Source organism: Allobosea sp. OK403, from assembly GCF_900113835.1.
In the GTDB taxonomy this organism is placed as follows: Bacteria; Pseudomonadota; Alphaproteobacteria; order Rhizobiales; family Beijerinckiaceae; genus Allobosea.
The window spans coordinates 522919-545668 of sequence record NZ_FOQV01000003.1 but is presented as its reverse complement, the minus strand read 5'-3'; the positions used below and the strand labels follow the sequence as shown (position 1 = coordinate 545668).

Genomic DNA, 22750 nt, shown 5'->3' with positions numbered 1-22750 from the left:
GCCTCGCGACGGAGGCGAAAGCTCGTCTCTCGGAGTTTGCCGCATTGCCCGATGCAGCAGGCTGCCGTCCTGCGCGCGACGAAGAGTTCTGGACAATTCACCCGACTGCGACGTGATCTAGAGCATTTCCGCGTTTCTCCGAATCGCGAAAATACTCTAACTATTTGTTTTATCGCATTTTCTTCACGCGAACCGGTGTCCACTTCGCTCGAAAATGCTCTAGCGCAAAGAGGCGGCTACCGGTGTCAAAGAACATCCTTCTCGAAGCCCACGCCCTGACCCTGAAGCAGGGCACGGGGATAGCCACCTATGCGCGCAACCTCGCGCATACGGCGAGCGGGCTCGGCCATGATGTCGAGCTGTTGATCGGCATCGACCGCGCTATCAACCGTCGCGACCCTCTGCTGTCGGAAGTCGCTCTGAGCGACGTCGTCGATCCGAAAGCCATCGACCCGCTGCAATGGGCCGGTCGCGCGGTCGACTGGACGATCGGCGTTCCCGGTGGAGCGAAGGCGCAGCGGTTGCCGGCGCCGCGCATCGTCCTGGATCCGAGCTCGGGAACAGCTGCCGAAAGGCGGCATCCGACGCAAGGGGCCGTGCGATTGTGGGAGCGGTCCTATCTGCATTTCAATCGCTTCGGCCGGCGCATGGCGGTGGTGCCCGAGGGGCGCCATGATCTGTTTCACGCGACGCGTCCGACGCCGGCTTTCGTGAAGAATTCGGCCAACGTCTATACCATTCACGATATAGTGCCGCTGAGATTGCCTTATTCGACGCTCGATAATAAGAAATACTTCTACAATATGACCAAGCATATTTTGAGCAAGGCCGACCATATTGTTGCTGTGTCGGAGTTCACGAGGCGGGATGTCTTGGAATTTTTTGACGTTCCGGAGGGCCGTATAACCAATACATGGCAGTCCGTTTCGCTGGACCCGGCCGCATTGTCGATCTCGGATGACGATGCCGCGCGCGATATCGGCAACCGTTATGGGCTGGACTTCAAGGAGTATTTTCTGTTCCTGGGGGCGGTCGAGCCGAAGAAGAACATCTCGCGCATGGTCGAGGCCTTCGCGGCTTCAGGGACGACCCGGCCCCTCGTGCTCGTGGGCGGGCTTGGCTGGCAATATGAGCGTGACCTTGAAGTGATCGAGGACGAGCGCCTGATGAGCTGGCGCTTCGACGGCACGCATATCAAGCCGGAGCGTCGCGTCCAACGCTTGCCCTATGTTCCCCGGGCGTCGCTCCTGTCGCTGGTCCGGGGGGCCCGTGCGGTCCTGTTCCCGTCACTATATGAGGGCTTCGGTCTGCCGGTTCTGGAGGCGATGCTGCTGGGGACACCGACGATCACATCGAACACAAGCTCCCTTCCGGAGGTCGCCGGGGACGCGGCAATGCTGGTCAATCCCTACAAGACCGAGGACATCCGCGATGCCATCAAGGCGATCGATGCGGATGCGGATCTGCGCGCCGAGCTGTCCAGCCGTGGACGGAAACGTGCGGAGTTCTTTTCCCCGGAGCGCTACGCCGAGCGGATGAAGGCGGTCTATGATCGCGTGCTGGGATAGAAGGCGGCCTGCTCCTCCTAGAGCCGGAGCAGGATGCGAAAAACCGGTGCCCACTTTTTCGCATCCTGCTCTGGCGCGCATCGGATCGGAGGAGGATCCGCGCCATCGCAATCAAGTCAGATGCGGAATCGTCTTCTGAAATTGATCAGGTGCTGAATCAGTTCGCCCGAAGGGCGCAGAGCGCGCCCCTTCTGCTCCTCCGCGACCCGGCGGGCGTTCGCAGTCTCGAATTCGAACGCCTTATAGAGGTCGGCGTATCGTTCGAGAAAGATCTCTTGGTCTTCCGAGCTCAGCTCCGTGTATCTCAGCGCCTTGCCTTTGCTGAACTGGCCGATCGTTGTTTTGCTTTTGAATTTATTCAAAACCTTGTCGGCATCGACCTCCGCGCCGATATGGCTCGCGATGCCCGTCACAACCGAGGCGCTGTCGTAGCAGATATCGTTGTATTTGAAGATCTTGACGCCCTTTATGTTCGCCCAGCTCTGGAAAATGCCGATCTGGATATCGAGGGCGTTCAGCGTATCATCGACATGGACGAACTCGGAGAAGCGAGCGCTCTTCCACTGTCGAGAGCGGTGGCCGTGGTCGATCATCGACAACGCGATCTCCCGCGGGTCGCGAATTGATGAACTCGCAAGAACATGCCCGGATGCGACGAGCTCGGCGATCCCAGCCAGTGGCGGTCCGTGTGTTTTCAGGACGATATCGCGTCCTTTCGCGAGATCTTGGATTTCGCTCAGCAGATCGATATTGACGAAATCGAAGTAATTCTCGACGGAATCGCTCGCCCTGTATGGCGATCCAAGTCGCATGATTTTCCGGCCGGCTGCCCGAAAGGTTTCCTCCGTCAATTGATAGAGGAAAGTGCTCGCTGATTTCGTGATGCCATAACAGATATATATCATTCAGGCGCTCATAGACTATTCCGTCGCGATAGGAGCTTTGCCGTGCTCCGGCTAGAGCGTTTTCGAGCGAAGTGGACACCGGTTCGCGTGAAGAAAACGCTTTAAAACAAAGAGTTAGAGAACTTCCGCGATTCGGAGAAACGCGGAAATGCTCTAGCGGCGGTTTATCCGGACGAAGCCCGCTGCAGTCCGAGGCGTTTCAGCAGGCGTCGCTGCTGCCAAGCAAAAAGCGGTCCGTAGAGGCTATGAAACCGGGCCAGGAATGCGATCGGCACCGACAGGGTCAAGACGAACGCGCCCGTCTCCGCGCGGCTGATGATGCCTTCGGCCACCTGTTTGGCCGTCATGACCCCCGCTTTCTCCGAAACCAGGCGTGTCACCGGGGGGCGATTTCGCCTCTCCTGCTCAAGCTGCGGCGTCTCGGTATCGGGCGGGAAGGCGACGCTGACCGCTATGCCCTCAGGCTCGAGCTCCAGGCGCAGGATCTCCGCCAGAGCCCGAACCGCGAATTTGCTCGGCGCATAGGCGCTGTAGCCGGCAATGCCGAGGAAGGCTGCCCCGGACGACACCAGGGTGATCCTGCCGCCCGTCTGTCGCATCAGGGGGGCCACTGCCTGGACCAGATGGAGCGTGCCGAAATAATTGGTCTCCATCTGCGCCCGGTGGGCGGCGAGATCGAGATCGAGAAACATCCCCGGCTCGACGATGCCGGCCGAGGTGATGAGCCAGTCGATGCGCCCATAGCGATGCGTGACGGCCTCGATCGCAGCCAGGCAGGAGGAGGCGTCATCGACATCGGTGGGGATGAGTTCGATGGAGGCCGCGAAATCCGGTCCGAGCTCCGCCCGGGCCATCTGGAGCCTGTCCAGGTCGCGAGCGAGCAGCACCACCTGGTAGCCCCGCGCCAGGAGACCGCGGGCGCAGGCCAGGCCAATTCCGCTCGACCCGCCGGAGATGACGGCGACCTTCACCGCGGGATCTGCAGGCATCGGGCCTCCTCCGGCCGGGCGGGCAAGAGCCATCGGTTATGCGATCGCTCCGATGGAATCATCCAGATAATACCACTGGTCGAGATGCTTCAGGATGGTCGACCCGATCGGGGCATTGAGCCCCGCGACATCGGCGAGCGGGGCGTTGTCCGGGGTGAGCGTGAAGGACATGCCGGCAGATCCCATCGTCACATGAGGCGGTCGGTCGAACGCCGCATCACGCGCGCCGGCAGGCCGCCATTGGGGCGCAGCGTCAGCCGGCAGACCGGCTCGACCTTGTAGCCCTCGCGCGGGGTCACGGTGAAGCGTTGCGCCAGTATGGCCAGGCAGAGCGTGGCTTCGTCCTGGCCGAAATTCATGCCCGGGCAGATCCGCGGGCCGACCGCGAAGGGGATGAAGGCGAAAGGGTTGATACTGGCGCCATTGAGGAACCGCTCCGGCAGGAAATGGTTCGGCTTGTCCCAGAGATCGGCCGCGCGGTGCAGCAGCCAGGGCGCGATCATGATCAGCGCCGATTTCTCGACCTTGATATGGCCGATCCTGTCAGCCTCGAGCGCTTGCCTCGGCAGCAGCGGCACGGGCGGGTAGAGGCGCAAGGTCTCCTGTATGACCGCGCGGCACCAGCCTAGCTGCGGCAGGTCCGACAAGGCCGGCGGCCGGCTGCCGCAAACCGCCTCGATTTCCTCATGGAGCTTTTGCGCCACCCATGGCGCGTTCGCCAGGAGATACCAGGCCCAGGTCAGCGTCGTCGCCGTGGTCTCATGCCCCGCCATGAAGATCGTCGCCGCCTCGTTGCGCAGGGCGGTGACGTCCAGCGGGGCGGCAGCGCTTCGCTGGTTACGGCGGATCAGCAGGTCGACCATCGAGCCCGCATCGCCTTCACCGGCGAGATGGGCGTTGATGACGCTCTCGACTACGCCATGCACCATCGCGATCGCCCGGCGTCGTCTTCTGCCGCCACGCGCGGGCCAGCCCTCATCCGCGCCGAGGAAATAGGCGAGATTGAACGAATCGGCGGCGCGTTGATAAGCGCTGAAGCCGTCGACGACCTGTTGCGCCGCTTCGCGGGCGATGCTCTTGCCGAAGACGGCGCGGGATATGATGGCCGCGGTGAGGCGCCCCATCTCTTCGGTCAGCTCGACTTCCGCCCCCTCCGGCAGGCGGGCCCACTCATCGGCGACGGCGAGGGCAGCATCCTCCATCGTCTGGCCGAATTCCGGCAGGCGGCGCTTGTGGACGATGTCTGCGACGAGGGGGCGGCGCTTCTTCCAGACATCGCCGTCGCTGATGAAGAGGCCATCGCCCAGCAAGGCTTCGAGCGCCCTCCGCATCTGCGGGCTCTTCCGCTCGAAATTGGCGTGCCGCGTGACGAGAACGTATTTGATGTATTCGGGCGAGTTGACGACGACGATCTGCCGGCGCGCGATGCGGAAGCTGTCGATTCCGGAGCGATAATGGTCCGCCATCCACCCGCTGATCAGATTATGGCGCGCGCCGAGCACGATCTGAACGAGATTGGGATCTTTCCGCAACGGCTCCGGATGGCAGGGAACGAACTCGGCGGGGCCGCGCCGCTCGATGATGGGCGCCGGCCGGTAGAGCCACGAGGTGGCCTTGTTCCAGAGTGTGTCCGGCTTCGACGGGGAGCCCGCTGCGGCCAAGCCGCTGGACGAATCGGAGGCAGGGGAACGATCGTGCATGTAAGCCCGACAATTGCAGGGGCGATCCTTGAACGCCAACGATTCCGCGTTAAGTCACGATGCGCGGCCTGTCCACAGGCATGGCGGTGACACCATCCTTCGAGCGTCGCCACCAGCCCATCCGTCCGGGCCGTGACTGCGAACTATGCCTCCTTACCAGCGTCTTGGACCCTCCAGCTTGACCGTCATGCCGAGAACCTCGCCGCCTGGACCATTGACCCGCGGAGCGGAGCGAGCAGGCGCTCTCGGGAGCGGGGAGGTGATGACCCATCTCGACGCGCTGGAAGCCGAATCGATTCACATCATGCGCGAGGTTGCGGCTGAATTCCGCAAGCCGGTGATGCTCTATTCCATCGGCAAGGATTCGTCGGTTATGCTGCATCTCGCGGCGAAGGCCTTCCATCCCTCAAAACCGCCTTTTCCCCTTCTCCACATCGACACCGGCTGGAAGTTCCGCGAGATGATCGCCTTCCGGGACCAGGCGGCGAAGCGTGCGGGCATGGAGCTTCTGGTCGCGCTCAACCGGGAAGGGCACGATGCCAGCGTGACGCCGTTCAGCCACAGCTCGTCCGTCTACACCAACATCATGAAGACCGACGCCCTGAAGCAAGCGCTGACGCAGCATGGTTTCGACGCGGCGTTCGGCGGCGCCCGTCGCGACGAGGAAAAGAGCCGCGCGAAGGAGAGGATCTTCTCGTTCCGCACGCAACATCACGGCTGGGAGCCCAAGAACCAGCGGCCGGAACTCTGGAACCTCTACAATACGCGGATCGACCAGGGCCAATCGATCCGGGTCTTCCCGCTCTCGAACTGGACCGAGCTCGACATCTGGCAATACATCATGCGGGAGAGCATCCCGATCGTGCCGCTCTACTTCGCGGCGGAGCGGCCGGTCGTCGAGCGCGGCGGCCAATTCATTATGGTCGACGACGAGCGCCTGCCGCTGCTGCCGGGCGAGCAGCCTGAGCTTCGCAGCATCCGCTTCCGAACGCTCGGCTGCTATCCGCTGACGGCGGCGATGACGTCCTCTGCCACCACCCTTCCCGAGATCGTGCAGGAGATGCTCGTCGCGCGCACCTCCGAGCGTTCGGGCCGGCTGATCGACCACGACCAGGCCGGATCGATGGAGAAGAAGAAGCGCGAGGGTTATTTCTGATGTTCGCGGCTGATCTCCCAACCGCCAAGACTTCGAGCGTCAAGACGCCGCTGCCCGGCCTGAGCCAGCCCAAGGACCTGCTGCGTTTCCTGACATGCGGCTCGGTCGATGACGGCAAGTCGACGCTGATCGGAAGACTGCTCTACGACACCAAGCTGCTCTTCGACGATCAAGTGGCGACGCTCGAGCGCGAGTCGAAATCCCGTGGTGGCGCGGGACAGGAGATCGATTTCTCCCTGCTCGTCGACGGGCTGGAGGCGGAGCGCGAGCAGGGCATCACGATCGATGTCGCCTACCGCTTCTTTTCGACAGCCAAGCGGAAATTCATCGTGGCGGACACGCCGGGCCATGAGCAATACACGCGCAACATGGCGACCGGCGCATCCAATGCCGATCTTGCGATCATTCTCGTCGATGCCCGAAAGGGCGTGCTGACGCAGACGCGCCGACACTCCTTCATCGCATCCCTGCTCGGGATCCGGCACGTCGTGCTGGCGGTGAACAAGATCGATCTCGTCGGCTATTCCCAGTCGCGGTTTGAGGAGACCGTCGCGGATTACGAGAGGTTCGCCCGCGACCTCTCCTTCGAGACGGTCAAGGCGATCCCGGTCTCGGCCAAGCTCGGCGACAATGTGATCAGCCGAGGCGCCAATCTCGATTGGTATGCCGGCCCGCACCTGCTCGGATATCTCGAGGCCGTCGAGGTCGCACGCGATGCGCGCCATCAGCCGTTCCGCTTGCCCATTCAATGGATCAACCGGCCGAATATGGACTTTCGCGGCTATAGCGGCACGATCGCAAGCGGCAGCGTTGCGGTGGGTGATGAGGTCGTCGCCTCCCTGTCGGGGCGCACATCCACGATCCGCTCGATCTCGACCTATGATGGCGATCTTCAAGACGCCCGGGCCGGCCAGGCTGTGACGGTCACCTTTGACGACGAGATCGACGTGTCGCGCGGCGATGTGCTGAGCGACGCGGATCAGCGGCCTGATGTCGCCGACCAGTTCGCGGCACATGTCATCTGGATGCATGATGACCATCTCATCCCGGGTCGTCCCTATCTGCTGAAGATCGGCACCAAGACCGTCCTCTGCAGCGTCACTGAGATCAAGTACAAGATCGTTGCCGACAACTTCCAGCACCTCGCCGCAAAGGATCTCGGTCTCAACGAGATCGGCATCGTCAACATCTCGACCCGCGAACCGATCGCCTTCGATCCCTACGCCGCGAACCGGACGACCGGCGGCTTCATCCTGATCGACCGCGTCAGCAACCATTCGGTCGGCGCTGGCATGATCGGCTTCGCGCTGCGGCGTGCGACGAATATCCACTGGCAGCCCGTCGACATCGACAAGCGGCGGCGCGCGCAAGCCAAGAGCCAGCGGCCGGTGGTCTTGTGGTTCACCGGCTTGTCGGGTTCAGGCAAGTCGACGATCGCCAACCTGGTCGAGCAGCGCCTCTTCGCGCTGGGCTGCCACACCTATCTCCTCGACGGCGACAATCTCCGCCACGGGCTCAATCGCGATCTCGGCTTCACGGAAGTCGATCGCGTCGAGAATATTCGCCGGGTGGCCGAGACGGCCAAACTCTTCGTCGATGCCGGGCTGATCGTGCTGGCCTCCTTCATCTCGCCCTTCCGCGCCGAACGCCGGATGGCGCGCGAGTGCCTGGAGCCCGGGGAATTCATCGAGATCTTCGTGGACGCACCGCTATCGGTGGCGGAAGCACGCGATCCGAAGGGGCTCTACAAACGGGCCCGCGCCGGGCAGATCAAGAACTTCACCGGGATCGACAGCCCCTATGAACCGCCGGAGGCCCCCGAAATCCACCTCGATACGGACAAGGTCGCAATCGAGCGATCGGCAGACCGGATCATCGATTTCCTGAAGAAGGGTCGCTACCTCAAACCGGGCTGACGAGATGTCGCGCTGGTTGGCGCAAAGGCTACCGTTCCACGGGCCAGGCGGCTATCGAGAGCGGAGCGCGGCGCGGACGCGCCCGACACCGCGCAGCACGCGAATATGGAAGGCCATGGTGGCGAGCTTCCGCCTGACTTCCGGCGTCGTTGGTTTGTCCGATAGTGAACGCAGTGTCCGCAAGGCTCCATCATAGTCTCCGCTGTCCTGCTGCGCCGCGGCGAAGCGCAGTTGAACCGCCGCGACATTGGGAGCCAGCTCCGCCGCCTTGTGGTGAGCCGCCAGCGCCTCCCCGTGCTTTTGCAGCTTCGAGAGCAGATAGCCGAGGGAATGCCAGCCAAGATTCCTGTCGGGGGCGATTTCAGCGGCTCTCCGCGCGATTGCCAATGCAACCTCATCTCGTTTCGCTCGGTGCGCCGCATGGGAGAGCGCAATCAGGTAATGTTGAGATTGCTTCCGCCTTGTCCGCGCACGGCGTCCGAGGGCTGTCAGGTCGGCTGAGCCCCGTATGACCTCAAGGACCAGGTCCGAAAGAAGCCCGCATTCCGATAGATGGGCAGCCATGGCATGCCCCGCATGAGGCAATGCCAGCCTCTCCACGACCATTTCACTCGCGATGCGTTCTGCATGCAGTCGTTCCGATGTCATGGCGGGATCGTAGGCCAGCACGACGGGCACTTTCGCGGACAGGGGGCCTGATAATTCGGGCAGCCACTTTCCTCGCCTCTGCCCGGGCCAGCGATCTTCGAACGGAGCCTTGCGAGGGTCGCGGCTATATTGCGGGGAGAGAGCCAGCGCGGTCGATGCACCGACATGATCTGCGAAGCGCAGCGCGGCATAGGCCCCCATGCTCGAGCCATAGGTGACGAGGCGAGCATAGCCGGACGCGGCCTTGCGCACCGCGTCGATCGCCTCCCTCCAGTCGGGCTCGTGATACCAGCGGTTCCGGCCGTTCACGACATGGATGGCCGAGATCCGGTTTTGGGCGAAGAACGCTTCGCCGAAGGCACGGCGATCAAGGTCGTTCGTGTCGGCATAGGAGTCGAACGTCACGACGCAGGCCGCGCTCGCACGATGCGCGACCTTCACCAACAGGTGCCGTGAGCGATAGACGACTGATAGCAATTTCAGCCCTTGTGCGACGTTCCAGTCCGGGATCGCACGACCCTCGCGACGAAGGGAGCGGCCGCAGTGCGGCTGTCTTTTGAATGCTAGAGCATTTTCGAGCGAAGTGGCCACCGGTTCGCGTGAAGAAAATGCGATAAAACAAGGAGGTAGAGCAATTTCGCGATTCGGAGAAACGCGGAAATACTCTAGCGGATGGAGGGTTGGGGCGCGAGCAGCGCCAGCGCAGAATCGGCGACGACATGTGAACTGTCGGCGCGTCCAGCGTCCGAAACGCGCCGATTGTGTTGAAAAAGTCCGGCCGGCGTGAAAATCGAGCGGCGTCGGCACTTGGCGGAGAAAAATACTCCTCTTCACAGCAGTAAAACGCCCCTCAAGGCGGGCCACGCCGTCCGTCGAAAGACAAAATTTCCGCACTCGAACCAGTCGAACTCGCCCGAAGTATTGCGGCGGACTTTTTCAACACAATCCGCCAGAAGCGAACTCTGGCTCCTTGCCCGAAAGCGCACCTAGCCGCGGAGTATCTCGAAGGCGAAATCGACCTAGGACGGACATTGAAGCACTGCCCGAAAGCTGACACTCAGCACTGCAAGGCGGATTAGCAGCATCCGACTCAAGTGGCGCGCTGGGCCGATTAGGGATTAGGGCCCTCGCAGCGGCAAATGCTGAAGTCGAGGCGCCGCACGGAAGTAGACGTTGTCGGGTCGGGCGTGGGCGTCGATCCACAACTCTCGTACGTGCCAGAAGTCGAGCTATCTTTCCACACGCGAACGATCGGAATATACCCAGTTTAACGTGAGAAGCCTTCATCCATCGATTCCGTCTCAGCGGTTTTTGGATGAGGTCATGAGGTCTGGTCGCAAGAATGTTCAGAAGACCTCTACTGCTAGTCCATTCGGCTTTCCGAGCGATCCGGAAAATCAAGATGCCATTATCTCGCGAAGTTTTTGCCAGGATTTACAATAGGCGACTTGCGATAGTAAATCTGATACTGGCGATTTTTCTGGTTATATCACCGGGGCCGACTATATTTAATTATGTATCTCTTTTTATAAGCAGCGGAGCTGCATCGATTTATGAATCCGCTTATAAAAGCAGCTTGATCCATTTCCCAAGCTTGACTAAGTGGTTATACGGCGACATAAACTATCAATTGTTTATAATCAGTGTCGTAGCCGCTTTTGTTGCATCAATGCAGTCAAAAGCTAAAGATATGTTTTTTGCACTTATTTTCTCTATAGTATTTATATTGGTTTGTGCGGATCTGTTGTACTTGTTCGTCTTCGATCGAGCGAACGGCGATCGGGCCATCGGTATCGCCATGGCCGATTGCGCGGGAGGCTTCGTCGCAGCAGCCCTGATCGTATCGATCATGCTATTGGCGGATACGGTATACCGGCATCTGCCATTTCAAACTTGGAGGCGTTCCGCGGCGGCGACCTTGACGGTGGTGGTCTTCGGACTTGCAATCAATGTCTCGACCTACGTCCTGGTCGAGGCTCTCTATCGGCCGACGCCTGTCAGGTTCGATGCCGTGGTCTCCAACCCGGCGGATGGGATGTTCGTCGCGGCCAAGCCAACCGAAGGGCGGCCGCAGTCGGAATTCAGGATGATACCGGGCGAGGCCAGTCAGGCTTCCATCAATTGGCTCCACCCCAAGGGTAACCTGAGATCAGAATGGAAATCGCAACGGGCCGGCGCGTTCAGCGCTTCGGTCGAGTTCTACGATGGTTGCACGGCCGAAGAGGCGGTGACCTACAAGGGCCGCAACGCAGAGGGCTTTTCCCTCGGCCGGGTTTCTAAGGTCAATCTCGCCTTCGATGAGGGGTATTCCAACCTCACCGTCCCGAGCCTTTCGACGCCGTTCGGGCGTACCGAATTGAAGGCCGATACGCCGATACTCTTCTATCTGTCCGGAAGTGACGACAGCGCGGCTTCCACTCAAACAGTAACTCAGTTCGTCGGGGCCGAAACCAAACTCAGCATCTCCCGAAAGGTGGCGGACCATGCCTACTATCTGTCCGCCATCTTGATCGATGGTTCGGAAGACCGGCCGAAGCTGTCGGGGCAACGGCTCCGGCTTAGCGTCGACGATAAGCCCTTGGATATCGACATCGCCGCGCCGACGAGGACCACCGAGACGAAGCGGTCGGCCTGCAGACCGATCCCTATCCGACAACTGATGCGATCGGAAAAAAGGGTGCTCAGGAATCCCCCCCTCGATCCGGGCGTTCTTCTTCGGTTGACGCGCAATCTCGTCCCTGGCGATGCAACGATCGACGACGATATTTCGCTATCGGTGGATGGCGACGGCGGATGGATCCGCTTGTCCTATGGCGACGACAAGAGCTCGCGGATCGGTCGGGATGGCAAGTTGGAGATCATTCAGCTCCGCGGAAACTTCGCTCGCTTCGAGGTCGACGGGGTGGCGCAGACCCCCAATCCGATCGATTCCTACGTTCTGATCGGCGATATCGATGGGAGCTTCCCGGGCGGCAACCAGGTGCGCTTCGTCGGAACGGCGAACGCCTTCTGGAAAGATCAGGTCAGACAAAACCCGACGAGGTGGGAGCGTCTTGCTCTTGAGCTGAAGATCGCAATCCTGGGTGCACTGCTGTCCTTGCTCACGATCGTTAGTCGAACGGTCCTGAAGGAGATCTGGGACGATCGCGACCTACTGATGCTTCGCCCGTCCCCGTGAACCGGCCGAGCGCGATGACCGTGCGCGACCGTTGAGAACAAGACGTTGCATGCTTCCGCCGGAAACCAATAGCCTGTTCAACCGCGTGCAAAGCCCGATTGGTGTCCAGTTCGTGTTGCCTGTCCAGACCGCCCGCGGCGTCATTGTACGAAGGGCTCGTGTAACCATGTTAGGTAAGCGCGAACCCTTTCGTGGTTGGGGATCGAGAATGGATGTCGTGAAGAGTGGCTCGGGTGGGGACGAAGCGCATCGTGCGTCCGAGGGATCGATCCAGCCACCGGATAAGGCGCTCGATCACGCATGGCGGTATTTCGCTCTGCACGCGCAGCAGCGCATCTCAGTTTTCAACTATTTCATCGCGTTCTCAGGCATCATGGCGGCAGGGATCGGCGCCACGATTAAGACGATGCCGTCCGCTGCTGCCGTGATCGCTCTCATCCTGGCGGCTTTGTCATTCGTCTTCTACAAGCTCGATGCGCGTGCTTCGGAGCTGGTGAAGATTTCGGAGAAGGCGTTGATCGATGGCGAGCGGCTGAGCATGCCGCCGTACGCGCAGGTGGTCGCCACCGAGGCTGGAGGGCGCGCGACCAACCTCCAGAGCGACTCCTCGGCGACCTGGACCTTCGGACAGTGCTTCCGCTTCATTTTTGGCTTGGTCGGCATGACGGCCACGGTAGGTGGACTATTCTCCGTTTATTTGGCGTTGAAATGATGCAGGTAGCCCTGACGGCGCCGCCGGGGGCTCAGGGTCTTCGGCGATTTCAAAGGGCCGGAGCTGCGGAGGGATCGATCCGGCTACTTCGCCAGTCCCTGCAATTTGGCGCGAAGGGCGACGTAGTCGACCTTCGACCTGTGACGCTTGTCGAGGGGGATCTCGTCCATCCCGACCACGCAGACCTCTCCGATCTGGGCAGCGGCTCGCGTCCAGCTCGGCATCTTGTCCTGATCGCCCTCGACCGCGAGCTGCGCCCGTCCGCCGATCTCCACCAGCGCGCTGCGGCGCACGCCCGGCCAGAAGCGTGACGCCGCCTCGATGCCGAAGGGAAGAAGCTGCCCGGCCCGGCCGTCGAGCCGGCCACCGAGCCAAAGGCGGCCTTCAGCATCGATACGGCCGGAATCGCCGGTCCGATGCCAAGTCAGGCCGGCGCGCTCCAGCTTGGTCGAGGCATCGTCGGCAGGGTCGAGATAGCCCTTGTTGACGTGATCGCCGGTGACCACGATCTCATCATCCAGGATCGCGACCTGGATGCTGTCGACCGGGCGCCCCGCGAGCAGGCCTGCGCCCGATTTCATCGCGCTCCAATCGTCATGGTCGATATCGCGGTGGTGCAGATGGGCGATGGGTTCGGCCTCGGTCGAGCCGTAGACCGCCACGATCTCGGCTTCGGGAATTTTTGCCGAGAGGCGCTCCAGGAGGTCTGGAAACACGGGGCCGCCCCCGGTGAAGATCGCGTCCAGCCTCAGCGGCGCCTCAGTGCGCGCCAGCGTTTCGCAGATCGACGGCGGCAGCAGGGCGCGCGTCACCCGCTGGAGTGAGATCTGCTTGGCAATGAGGCCGGCTTCAGCGTGGTCTTGGCGGCGCAGGTCCCAGCTCGGGAGCACCGAGGTCACGCCGAGGCCGAGATTGGCGACGACGAAGACCGGGAAGGCGACGAGGTCGGTCTCGTCCTCGCGCCTGGGCGCCAGCAGATCGGCCAGCACGGCGCTCTGCGCCGCAAGGAAGCCATGGCTGCGCTGGATCGCCTTGGGGCGGCCGGTCGAGCCGCTGGTGAACGAGATCAGGGCGGGATGTTCGGGCGTCAGCGCTTCCAGCGGTTCGCCCGAAACGCTTGCATCGTCGGGCGTCAGCATGAGCCTGATCGGCCAGAGCTCCGGCACGAGATATCGCAGCGCGCGAAACCAGCCGGCGCTGAGATAGGCTTTTGGGGCGGACGCGCGCGCGGCGTGACGCAGGCCTTTGAGGCCAAGCGCCGGTTCCGGCAGTACCGCGACCGCGCCGATCCGCCAGAGCGCGGCCAGGCCTGCATAGAGCGAAGGTCCAAGCGGCATGGCGATCAGGACGCGATCGCCCCGGCCAATGCCGGCGCGGTGCCAGGCCGAGGCCAATGTCGACGATGCCGTGATGAGGTCGGCGAAGCTGGTCCGCTCGCCGCTTCCTGCAATGATCGCGGTGCGGTCGCCGTGCCGCTCTGCACTCCGCAGGAAAGGGTCGAGCAGGTTCATGCGCTCAGGCGTCCAACCGGCGGCCGAGCAAAGCGTAGCGGCGGAAGATCGTTCCGGCATGCCGGGCGCTGCGCTGCAGCGAGATATTATCGACATGCATCAGCGCATGGATGGCGTGTGTGAAGCCAGCGTCCCGCGCCGTGCGGTGGAAATGGTCGGCCAGGAGATGGCCGACGCCGCGCTGGGCGCTGGCATAGGTCTTCAGGATGACGGTCCGGGGGGCTGCGCCCTCGAGCCGGTCCGGCATGCCGAACAGAAAGCCTACCAGCGCATCGGCCTCGTTGCGTGCAAACAGCACGAAGCGCGGATCGACCAGCGGCATGACGGGCTCGTAGAGCTTGAGGAAACCCTGCTCGTCGAGCGGCTTGAAGAACGCGTTGTTGCGGAAGGCCGCGGCCGACATGGCGTAAAGCTGGCGGACGAGCCCGGCAGCGTCGCTGCCGTCCCAAGCTCTCACCGAAACGTCTCCCTTCACCGAAACGCCCGCGATCGAAACCGCTTCGGGCGCAATCGCCGCATCGAGCGTCGTGCGCGTCGAGACATAGCTCGACAATGGCGCGAAGCCGGCGGCCGTGAAGGCCTCCGTGTCGAAGGTGCCGCTTACCGGCTCCATCAGGAAGGGCGGCGAGCCGTCGCTTTCCGTCACCAGCCGATAGCTGTGCCAGGTGTCGCCATCCATGGGGCCGATCAGCGCCTCAAAGCGCTCGGTCACCAGATCAGCCGCGACACGGGCGAGCAGATCGCGGCCGGCCGTGGCGCTGTCACAGCGGAAACGCCCAACGCTGGCCGTGCGGCGCGCCTCCCAGGAGGGAGCATCCCTGAAGATCAGGCAGGAGGCGCCCTCGATCGCGCATTCCATGGGGGTTTCCGTCATAGCGTCGGCGTCCTCGTCGCAAGCTTGGCCAGGAACAGGGTCAGCGGGACGGCAAGCGAGAGCGCCATCACGCGTGCGGCGCGGTAGCGGTCGAACCGGGCCGGCATGATCGCGATTGTGATGAAGCACAGCGCCATCGACCCCAGTGCCCAGGGCCAGAGCGGGCCGTGCCATTGGCTGTGGGCCGGATTGGCCGAGGCGACGAGGAACAGGATTGCGCCGATCACCGGGACGCAGAGCGCGGTCAGCAGCATCAGCCGGCGCGGCAACAGCGCCAAAAACCCGATCGCCGCGCCCGCGAAGCCGAGATTATAGACGTTGAGCGCGTTCTGGCCGGTATAATCGCCCAGGAACAGCCAGAACAGCGCCGTGCCGCTCATCGCGGCGATGAGGTCGAGGTCGGGATAGGGCGATCGGCATGGCCGCGTGTTGCGGGCGAGGATATGCGTGAAGACGGTTGCGACGGGCAGGATCGCGTTGTGCGGCGCCGTCACGGCGCAGATCAGGAAGACCAGCACCGCATAGGCCCGCGCGGCATGGTTGGTCAGGCCGAGCAGCGGCGCGAAGGCCAGCATGAAGACAAGCGTGGCGAGGAAAGCCAGGACGAGCAGGCCGAGCGCCAGCGGCTCGGTGCCGAGATTATTGGCGAGCAGGAGATGGATGCCGATCGGCACGAAGAGATTGTCGAAGCCGCGCCAGGAATCGGCCTCCACCAGCGCCCCAAAAGCCGCGATCATGACCGAGAACAGCACGACCTTGGATCGGTCCATCTCCGTCATCAGCAGGAGCAGGATCAGCGCCAGGATCCAGGTGATCAGGAAGAACATGGTGACGCCCTCCCAGGTCTTGGTGCCGGCCTCGACCTGGAAATGCTTGCGGCCATAGCGCGTGCCGGTGAGGGCGGCGGCCGCATCCGAAAGCGTCAGCACGAGGATAGGCAGCGCGTAGAGCACCGGCTGCCCCTGCGAGGCGAAGAACAGGAAGCCGACACTGAGCGCCAGGAACAGCTCGCCATAGGATTTCCGGGCGACGCCATGGACGGCCGAGCTGATGCCGTCGCCGGCGAAGCGGCGCAGGCGCAAGCCGAGCAGGACGATGAGCGACAGGCTGATCAGCAGGACGGCCGGCCAGCGCTCGGAGAAGGTGAGCGGCAGGGTCAGCGCATAGAGCCCGGTGCCGATATGCACGCATTTGCGTTGCAGCTCGACCGATAGGCCATGGCGGCGGCCGAGCCATTTCGTCCCGGCCAGGAGGCCAAGCATGGCGGAGATCGAGCCAGCGACCAGCAGCAGGTTCACCGCCACGCTCACGCCCGGACCTCCTCGACGACGAAGTCGGAGTAGAAGAACGCCTTGTCGGCGGCCTTGCCCGGCGCCTCGAGATCCTGCCGGCGCAGCATGCGCTCGGCATGGACTGGGGGCAGGCGGCGCGGCGCCATCATGTTCCAGTAGACCAGCCTTGCGCCTGGATGGGCAGCAGTGACGACGCTGCCATAGACGGCAGCGAAGGTCTGCGGATTCATGTACTCGAAAATATCCGAGAGGTTGAATCCATCGGCTTTTTCGCCGGTCGAGACGAAGGCCTCGAGCGAGCCCTGGCGGATGTCGAGCCGGTCGAGCCGACCGCGGATCGTCTCGTAATGCTCCGCGCGCCAGGCCATCGGCAGCGCCTCGCCATGGCTGCCGGTCAGGATCCAGCGCAGATAGGGGTTCAGGGCCGGGTCGAGATCGACGGCGGCATGGCGGATGCGGCGCGCGACATGGTCGGCGACGCTGCCCTCGACATGGTCGAAGAAGGCAGGGTCGCGGCCGAGCCGCCCCATGGTGAAGCGCGAGAAGAAGAAGCGCAGCAGCAGGGTCCAGCGCCAGCTGTTCCAGCGCGTATCGAGGAAACGTTCGCGCTCCTGCCGGCTCTTGCCCGGCTGAAAGATCGCCGCGATCGTTTCCTGGGAATGGACGAGCGGCAGCAGGTAGCGCTGCATCACCCGGAAATAGCGTTCGAATTTGCCGACGCCGCCGAGCCCGTGGGCGATGATGTCCTGCCGCCTTGCAGCCCAGAAGGCGCGCTCGGCCTCCGGCAGGTCCTGTATGACGCGGTCCAGCAGGCTGCCGCGCTGCTCGCTCGGGCGGGAGCCCATCAGTTCCAGAAACGCGGCATGATCCAGCCTGCGATAGGCCGCGATGCGGATGCGCAGGCAGGCGATCTGCGCCGGCGACAGATCGACGACCACGACGCGCGCAGGGTCGAGCGTCAGCATGGCGAGCGCATTGTCGCCGGCGGAGCAGATCGAGACCAGCGTGGCGCCAGGCGCCGTGCCGAGCGCGGCGGTCAGCACATCGGCATCCTCCCAGAGCTGGGCATAGCGGATCGCCTCGAACGAGGCCTTGCCGGCGATTTCGCTCTCAGCCATCGGCTTTCCCTACCTCGCCCGAAGCGCCGTCGACGCTGATCATCTCGCCATCGATGATCCAGTCGAGCGCGCCCTTGAGCCCGACCACGCAGGGGATGCCCATCTCGCGCGCCACGATCGCCGAATGCGACAGCAGGCTGCCGCGCTCGACGACGATGGCCGAGGCATTGCTGAACACCGCGATCCAGCCGGGATCGGTATGCCTCGCCACCAGGATCTCGCCCTGGACCAGCGCCTCCCGGCGCGGGTCGCGGATCAGCCGTGCCCTGGCGCGCACTGTGCCGGCCGAACAGCCCGTGCCCTTGCGAACGGTCTCCGACGCATCGCTGCGTATCGGCTCCGAGGCGGCCATGCTTTCCGATCTGAGGCCGGCGGGGCCCGTCACGGTGACACGCTCCGGCGGATCGCGTCGTTCGGCCGCTCGCGCCATCTCAGCCTTGCGGATCGTGACGAGACCCTTGAGGTCGGCCGTCGTGCCGAAGCCTTCGATCGCGCCGAGCAGTTCGGGGACGGTCAGCAGGAAGACGTCGCGCGGAGCATCGATCGCATCCAGCGCGGCGAGCTGTTGCCCCATGGCGACCAGAACGCGCCTGGCATGGCCGAAGATGCGGGTACGCTCGAAGCGCAGATTTTCGCGATCGCGGACCCGGTCGCGGGCCCAGCCCAGCATCAGGCGCGCGATCCTGCGCCGGATCGGGCGATCCCCGAGGATGCGCTCCAGCGCCGCCATCCCATCCCCGCTCTGGGCATGGGCTGCGCGCGGCGTCAGGGCGGCAGCGGCGATCGCGGCGAGCAGCGGCGCGGGGTCTTGGTCGAGCGTGATGCTCTCCAGCTTCAGCTCTTCCGTGCAACGGTCGCAGAATTTGGCGAGATAGGCATCGATCTCGCGCCCTAGCGCAGCATCGGCCTTGCTGGCCGCCAGATCGCCACGCTGCAAGGCCGCGATCAATTGCGGCTTGCCTGCAGCCAGCGCACCCATCGTCGCGATGCGCCGGGCCGGTTCAGCCGAGACGATGTCGCCCTGTCCGATCATCACCGCGTTGTGGATCTCGACGCCATCGGGCCCGCACCAGCGCTCCAGCAGTTTTCGCGAGGCCCCGAAGGCGATCATGCAGAGGAAGTCGTTGACCAGCGGCGCGTCCCAGCGGTCGAGCAGCCGGGCCTCGATCGTGCGATACTCTGTCGCCAGCGCCGAGAGCGGCATGGCGGCGATGGCCTCGGGCCTGACCCGCAGCGCGCCGTTGAGCCTGGTATAGAAGCCCCGGATCGTCCGTTTCAGCCGCAGCGCCTCGAAGAGGAGGCCGAAGCCGGCGCGGCCCATCCGGGCGTATTCGATCGCTTTGGTGAAGCCGCGCGCCGGCCCCGGTCCGATGCTGGCGCTGATCGCGGCCGGCAACGGCTCGCTGACGCCCATCATCGTCTCCATATGGGCGCGGTTGAGGCTGAAGCCCGGCAGCAATGCCAGCGCCCGATACCAGTTGACGAGGTTGTAATAGACCCGCCCGTCGACGCGTCCGAGCATGTTGTCGAAGATCGGCGCGCTCTCGGCTATGCGGACAGGCGCGACGCCGAGCAGCGCGACGAAGCGGCGGTAGACGCGGGCATAGGCGTATTGCGCGAAGCTGTAGGTCAAAGGCGAGACGAGGCCGGGATAGCTCTCGACGATGTTCGAGTTGTCGAAGATCGTCACAGTTGGGTCCGGCCAGGCCGGGTCGCGCAGCTGGGTCGTGATCGGGCGCGCCTGCAGCAGGAAGAGCCGCTCGCCCTCGAACGCCCATTCGATGTCCTGGGCCGAGCCCCTCGCGGCGGCGACCTGTGCGATCAACCCAGTGAGCGCGGCGATGTCCGTGGCGCCGAGCACACCGTCCGGGGGGCCTTCCAGCGTGGCGCCCGTTGCGGCATCGACCACATAGTCGTCGCCATCCACCTCGCCGCCGACGAGCTTGTCGCCGAGGCCGGCGATGGCGGAGATGACGAAGCGATCGCGACGGCCGCCGACCGGATCGGCCGAGAAGGCGACGCCCGCCGCGCGCGCCTTGACCAGGCGCTGCACGATGATGGCAGGCGCCCCGCTGGCCGGATCGAGGCCGCGCGAGGCGCGATAAGCTTTCAGGCTGTCAGTGCTGCCCGAGCGCCAGACCTTCAGCGCGGCGGCAGCCACTTCGGGCTCGGCGATGTCGAGCAGGGAGAGGAACTGCCCGGCATGGGAATGGCTCGCACCATCCTCCTCGCGCCCGGACGAGCGAACGGCGAACGGGCCGGGTCCAATACCCGGCAATGCGGCCTGGAGGCTCCCACGTGTCTCCGCCTTGAGCCCGCGCGCGGACACACCCTCGGGCAGGATGACCAGGAAGGGCGGAACGTCAAAACCCGCTTGCGTCAGCGCCGAAAGCGCTGCGGCCTTGCCGCCGGCGGCAGCCGGGTCGCCTGCCTCATGCGCTTGAAGGATGAAGCTGCTCACATCGTGCCTCCGGCCAGCAGCGGCGCGAAGCCTGCCGCGCCATAGCAGACCAGCACCCAAAGGCCGGCCATCGCATCCACCGTCTTCTGTGTGCCGCCAACGGGGTTGCGGGCATAGCGAAGGGCGCAGGTCAGTGTCGCTGCCAGTGCGACCGTCCCGATGATGGCGACCGGCAGAAAGGCCTGGACCGCAGCGCCGACGCCGAGCAAGAGGCCATAGGCCAGGAGAGCGCAGGCGCTCCAGGCCAGGGCGGCGCGTCCCGGCCCCAGCAGGGCGGAATAGGTCTCCACGCCCGGTCGCTCATTCTCGCGGCCGTAAAGCTTGCGCCCGATCTCCAGGACGCAGCCATTGACGAAGCTGAGCGCCAGGAAGAGCCAGAGCCCCGGCGGCGGCGCGCCTGCACGTGGCAGCCATTCGCAGGCGGTCACGAACAGGTCGATCAGCGGCATGATCGCCATATGCGAGACGAGATAGAGGAAGGGCCGTGCCTTCAGCCAGGCTGGCGCGAAGAACTCGAAACTCATCATCGCAAGCCAGGTCCAGACCAGAGCCAGCGGCCAGATCAGCCCCGGTGCAAACAGCACCGTCACCAACGCCGCGACGGGGACACCGGCGATGCCGAGATTGACGATCAGGCGCAAGCTGACGAGGCCGCGCGGCACCGGGCGTTCCGGCCTGAAGCGTTGGTCATCCTCGGCATCCTTGACCTCGTCGCAGGCGCGCAGCTGGAAGAAGATGATCAGCGTCACCAGAAAGGCCGTCGCGAAGGCAGGCCACGCAGGCAGCGTGCGGCCGCCGAGATGGGCCGAGACACTGATGCTCGCCGCGGTGAAGACCACGAGCAAGGTCGACGTCCTCGCCAGCGGGAAGCGTTCGGCCTGGTAGATCCAGAGCCGGCGCAGCAAGGGCAGCGTCTGCTCACCCGGCATGTCGGCCGTCACCTGCGCCTCGCAAGCTTGTCATGGGCGGACGCGAAATGCCCGGCAGTGATCGCACCCATGATAGAGATTTCCCCGCACAGGCACAGGGCCGCAGCGACCTCAGCCAGCGCCGCGCCATGGCCGGTGCCCTTCAGCCCCAATAGCGAGAGCGCCGCCGACTGGCTCGGCAAGCCGGTGCCGCCGCCGACCGAACCGACCAGGATGTTGGGCAGCGTCACGGAGATGAAGAGATCTGCGCCGCGCCGCTCCATCCGGGTGAAGCCGACCGCCGACTCGGAGACGCATGCGGCGTCCTGCCCCGTCGCGATGTAGAAGGCTGCCAGCCCGTTGGCATAGTGTCCCTGCGCGCCGAGTTGCCCGCTGAGCAGGGCGCCGAGATTGGCCATCTCGCCATAGGCCATCATCCGATCGACGCTGACATGCAGGTGCTTCTCGACGAGCGGGCCTGGAATGATGACGCTGGCGCTGACCTTCCGCCCGCGGCCGGTGAGCAGGCCGAGATAGGAGGCCTTCTTGTCACCGGAGAAATTGGCCTCGATGAACCAGTGAAGCGGCTTGATAGGGCAGGTGTCCTCGATCCGGCGGCAGAGCGCGTCGGTCGCGATCGTCACCATGTTCTGGCCGGCGGCATCGCCGGTGGTGTAGCGGCAGAGAAGGAAGACGATGTCGTTGTCGATCACCGGCTCGAGCGAGATGAGCTTGCCGTGACGCGTCGTCGCCTCTGCCGCCGCCTGGAGATCGTCGACATTGCGCGTCACCCATTCCACGAAGAGGCCGGCATCAATGAGACCAGCGAATTTGAAGCCGGGGCTGCGCAGGACGCCCTCGTTCAGCAGAGCCGTCGTCACGCCGCCCGACTTTGTCGCGACTGCCGCGCCGCGCGCATAGGACGCAACCAGCGCCGCTTCCGTGGTGGCCAGCGGCAGGTAGTAGGCGCCGTTGGCGTTGAGGCCATTGATCACGAGCGGACCGATGACACCGACGGGCAGTTTCAACGTCCCGATCATCGCCTCGATATTCGCGCTGTAACGCGCGGCGTCAGACAGCGTCTGCGTGTCTGCTAGAACGGGCTCAGTGGCTTCGGTCGCGACACCGGCCGCCTGCAGCTGCCGCCAGAGCGAGGCGATGCTGGCAGCATCCGTCTCACGCGCTGAGCGCAGGGAACGCTGGGGGGCGAGATCTGCCCTATGGCTCATCCGGCTGCGCGCTTGCTCGGCCGTATAGGAGGCGCGCAGGCGGTCGAGCAGACGTAAGACCGAAGATGGGATGATCGACATGCCGGCAGCCTGGCTGGAGATGTATTCTTGTCGGCCATAGCGCGCAGGTTGTAAATTTCTGGCCTGTCGCTGCGGCAGGATGACGGCATGCTGAAGAATTCCTCAACCGCAAGCCCGTGTCGCGACGCATGGCGCCATGCGGCGGCTGTGACCAATCCGTTCTCCGGCCGTGTCGCCGGCCGATTGATGAAGCTGCGGTGACGGCGGATCAGAGCTGTCAATTCAACAGCAATCGCGGAAGAACAGCTGGTTCATGCCTCGAGGCAGACCATTACCTCGGCCGCAGATCTTGCGTGACAAAGAGCCCATTAGGGCCGCGCAGATTCATACGATAGATGATCGGGACCAACCGGCCATAGCTGAGCGGCGGGCTATCCAGCTTGATGCAGCGAAGCGTATCCGACGTCTCGAACCGGTACAGAAACACGCCTTCGGGATCGGCGCGGGAGTCGAACGGGCTGCCGTCTTTTGCCAGCGCTTGTGCGAGGTTCATGACCATTTGGT

18 protein-coding genes are annotated in these 22750 nt (G+C 63.8%); 5 read left to right on the top strand and 13 right to left on the bottom strand.

Features of this window, described 5'->3' with window-relative positions; genetic code table 11:
* Window positions 1-164: 164 nt before the first annotated feature.
* Window positions 165-1568 (top strand): glycosyltransferase family 4 protein, encoded by a 1404-nt coding sequence (locus BMZ97_RS13770; protein ID WP_092170196.1) that lies wholly within the window; start codon window positions 165-167, stop codon window positions 1566-1568.
* A gap of 116 nt (window positions 1569-1684) precedes the next feature.
* Here BMZ97_RS13770 and BMZ97_RS13765 read toward each other — a convergent pair whose 3' ends face one another.
* From BMZ97_RS13765 to BMZ97_RS13755, 4 genes are all read right to left on the bottom strand, one after another.
* Window positions 1685-2473, bottom strand: coding sequence for a hypothetical protein (locus BMZ97_RS13765; RefSeq protein ID WP_092170193.1), 789 nt, complete (start codon window positions 2471-2473; stop codon window positions 1685-1687).
* Window positions 2474-2637: 164 nt separating this feature from the next.
* A complete protein-coding gene (locus BMZ97_RS13760) occupies window positions 2638-3462 on the bottom strand; it encodes an SDR family oxidoreductase (RefSeq protein ID WP_175525554.1) in 825 nt (274 codons plus the stop codon).
* 36 nt (window positions 3463-3498) lie between these two features.
* A complete protein-coding gene (locus BMZ97_RS31730) occupies window positions 3499-3633 on the bottom strand; it encodes a hypothetical protein (protein ID WP_280141742.1) in 135 nt (44 codons plus the stop codon).
* A 17-nt stretch (window positions 3634-3650) separates the two neighbouring features.
* Window positions 3651-5162, bottom strand: a complete 1512-nt coding sequence (locus BMZ97_RS13755; RefSeq protein WP_210188252.1) for a cytochrome P450 — start codon at window positions 5160-5162, stop codon at window positions 3651-3653.
* Between the two features lie 214 nt (window positions 5163-5376).
* Between BMZ97_RS13755 and cysD the strand changes: the two genes are divergently transcribed.
* A complete protein-coding gene (cysD, locus tag BMZ97_RS13750) occupies window positions 5377-6318 on the top strand; it encodes a sulfate adenylyltransferase subunit CysD (protein ID WP_280141750.1) in 942 nt (313 codons plus the stop codon).
* Window positions 6318-8234 (top strand): sulfate adenylyltransferase subunit CysN, encoded by a 1917-nt coding sequence (gene cysN, locus BMZ97_RS13745; RefSeq protein WP_092170188.1) that lies wholly within the window; start codon window positions 6318-6320, stop codon window positions 8232-8234. Before cysD ends, cysN begins: the two co-directional genes overlap by 1 nt.
* A gap of 51 nt (window positions 8235-8285) precedes the next feature.
* On the opposite strand, the gene BMZ97_RS13740 is transcribed toward cysN, so the two are convergent.
* Window positions 8286-9746 carry a tetratricopeptide repeat protein gene (locus tag BMZ97_RS13740; RefSeq protein WP_139221222.1) on the bottom strand — a complete coding sequence of 487 codons (1461 nt, stop codon included), beginning with the start codon at window positions 9744-9746 and terminating at the stop codon, window positions 8286-8288.
* 886 nt (window positions 9747-10632) lie between these two features.
* On the opposite strand from BMZ97_RS13740, the gene BMZ97_RS13735 reads away from it, so the two are divergent.
* Both BMZ97_RS13735 and BMZ97_RS13730 read left to right on the top strand, forming a co-directional pair.
* Window positions 10633-12060: a hypothetical protein gene (locus BMZ97_RS13735; protein ID WP_139221221.1), complete on the top strand. Its 1428-nt coding sequence runs from the start codon at window positions 10633-10635 to the stop codon at window positions 12058-12060.
* 49 nt (window positions 12061-12109) lie between these two features.
* On the top strand, window positions 12110-12772 hold the full coding sequence (locus BMZ97_RS13730) for a hypothetical protein (RefSeq protein ID WP_139221220.1): 663 nt from the start codon (window positions 12110-12112) through the stop codon (window positions 12770-12772).
* An 83-nt stretch (window positions 12773-12855) separates the two neighbouring features.
* Here BMZ97_RS13730 and BMZ97_RS13725 read toward each other — a convergent pair whose 3' ends face one another.
* The 8 genes from BMZ97_RS13725 to BMZ97_RS13690 form a co-directional block, all read right to left on the bottom strand.
* Window positions 12856-14283 carry an AMP-binding protein gene (locus BMZ97_RS13725; RefSeq protein WP_175525553.1) on the bottom strand — a complete coding sequence of 476 codons (1428 nt, stop codon included), beginning with the start codon at window positions 14281-14283 and terminating at the stop codon, window positions 12856-12858.
* Window positions 14284-14287: 4 nt separating this feature from the next.
* Window positions 14288-15157 carry a hypothetical protein gene (locus BMZ97_RS30745; protein ID WP_139221219.1) on the bottom strand — a complete coding sequence of 290 codons (870 nt, stop codon included), beginning with the start codon at window positions 15155-15157 and terminating at the stop codon, window positions 14288-14290.
* A complete protein-coding gene (locus BMZ97_RS13715; RefSeq protein ID WP_092170172.1) occupies window positions 15154-16467 on the bottom strand; it encodes a diacylglycerol/polyprenol kinase family protein in 1314 nt (437 codons plus the stop codon). Before BMZ97_RS13715 ends, BMZ97_RS30745 begins: the two co-directional genes overlap by 4 nt.
* Window positions 16464-17567 (bottom strand): BtaA family protein, encoded by a 1104-nt coding sequence (locus BMZ97_RS13710; protein ID WP_092170169.1) that lies wholly within the window; start codon window positions 17565-17567, stop codon window positions 16464-16466. The genes BMZ97_RS13715 and BMZ97_RS13710 overlap by 4 nt, the downstream gene beginning before the upstream one ends.
* The gene (locus tag BMZ97_RS13705) at window positions 17560-20028 is read right to left on the bottom strand and encodes a PEP/pyruvate-binding domain-containing protein (protein ID WP_175525552.1); all 2469 of its coding nucleotides are present in this window, start codon (window positions 20026-20028) and stop codon (window positions 17560-17562) included. Before BMZ97_RS13705 ends, BMZ97_RS13710 begins: the two co-directional genes overlap by 8 nt.
* A complete protein-coding gene (locus BMZ97_RS13700) occupies window positions 20025-20969 on the bottom strand; it encodes a UbiA family prenyltransferase (RefSeq protein ID WP_210188251.1) in 945 nt (314 codons plus the stop codon). The genes BMZ97_RS13705 and BMZ97_RS13700 overlap by 4 nt, the downstream gene beginning before the upstream one ends.
* Window positions 20966-22246 carry a hydroxymethylglutaryl-CoA reductase gene (locus BMZ97_RS13695; protein ID WP_092170164.1) on the bottom strand — a complete coding sequence of 427 codons (1281 nt, stop codon included), beginning with the start codon at window positions 22244-22246 and terminating at the stop codon, window positions 20966-20968. The genes BMZ97_RS13700 and BMZ97_RS13695 overlap by 4 nt, the downstream gene beginning before the upstream one ends.
* A 271-nt stretch (window positions 22247-22517) precedes the next feature.
* Window positions 22518-22745 (bottom strand): hypothetical protein, encoded by a 228-nt coding sequence (locus BMZ97_RS13690; protein ID WP_092170161.1) that lies wholly within the window; start codon window positions 22743-22745, stop codon window positions 22518-22520.
* Window positions 22746-22750 lie beyond the last annotated feature (5 nt).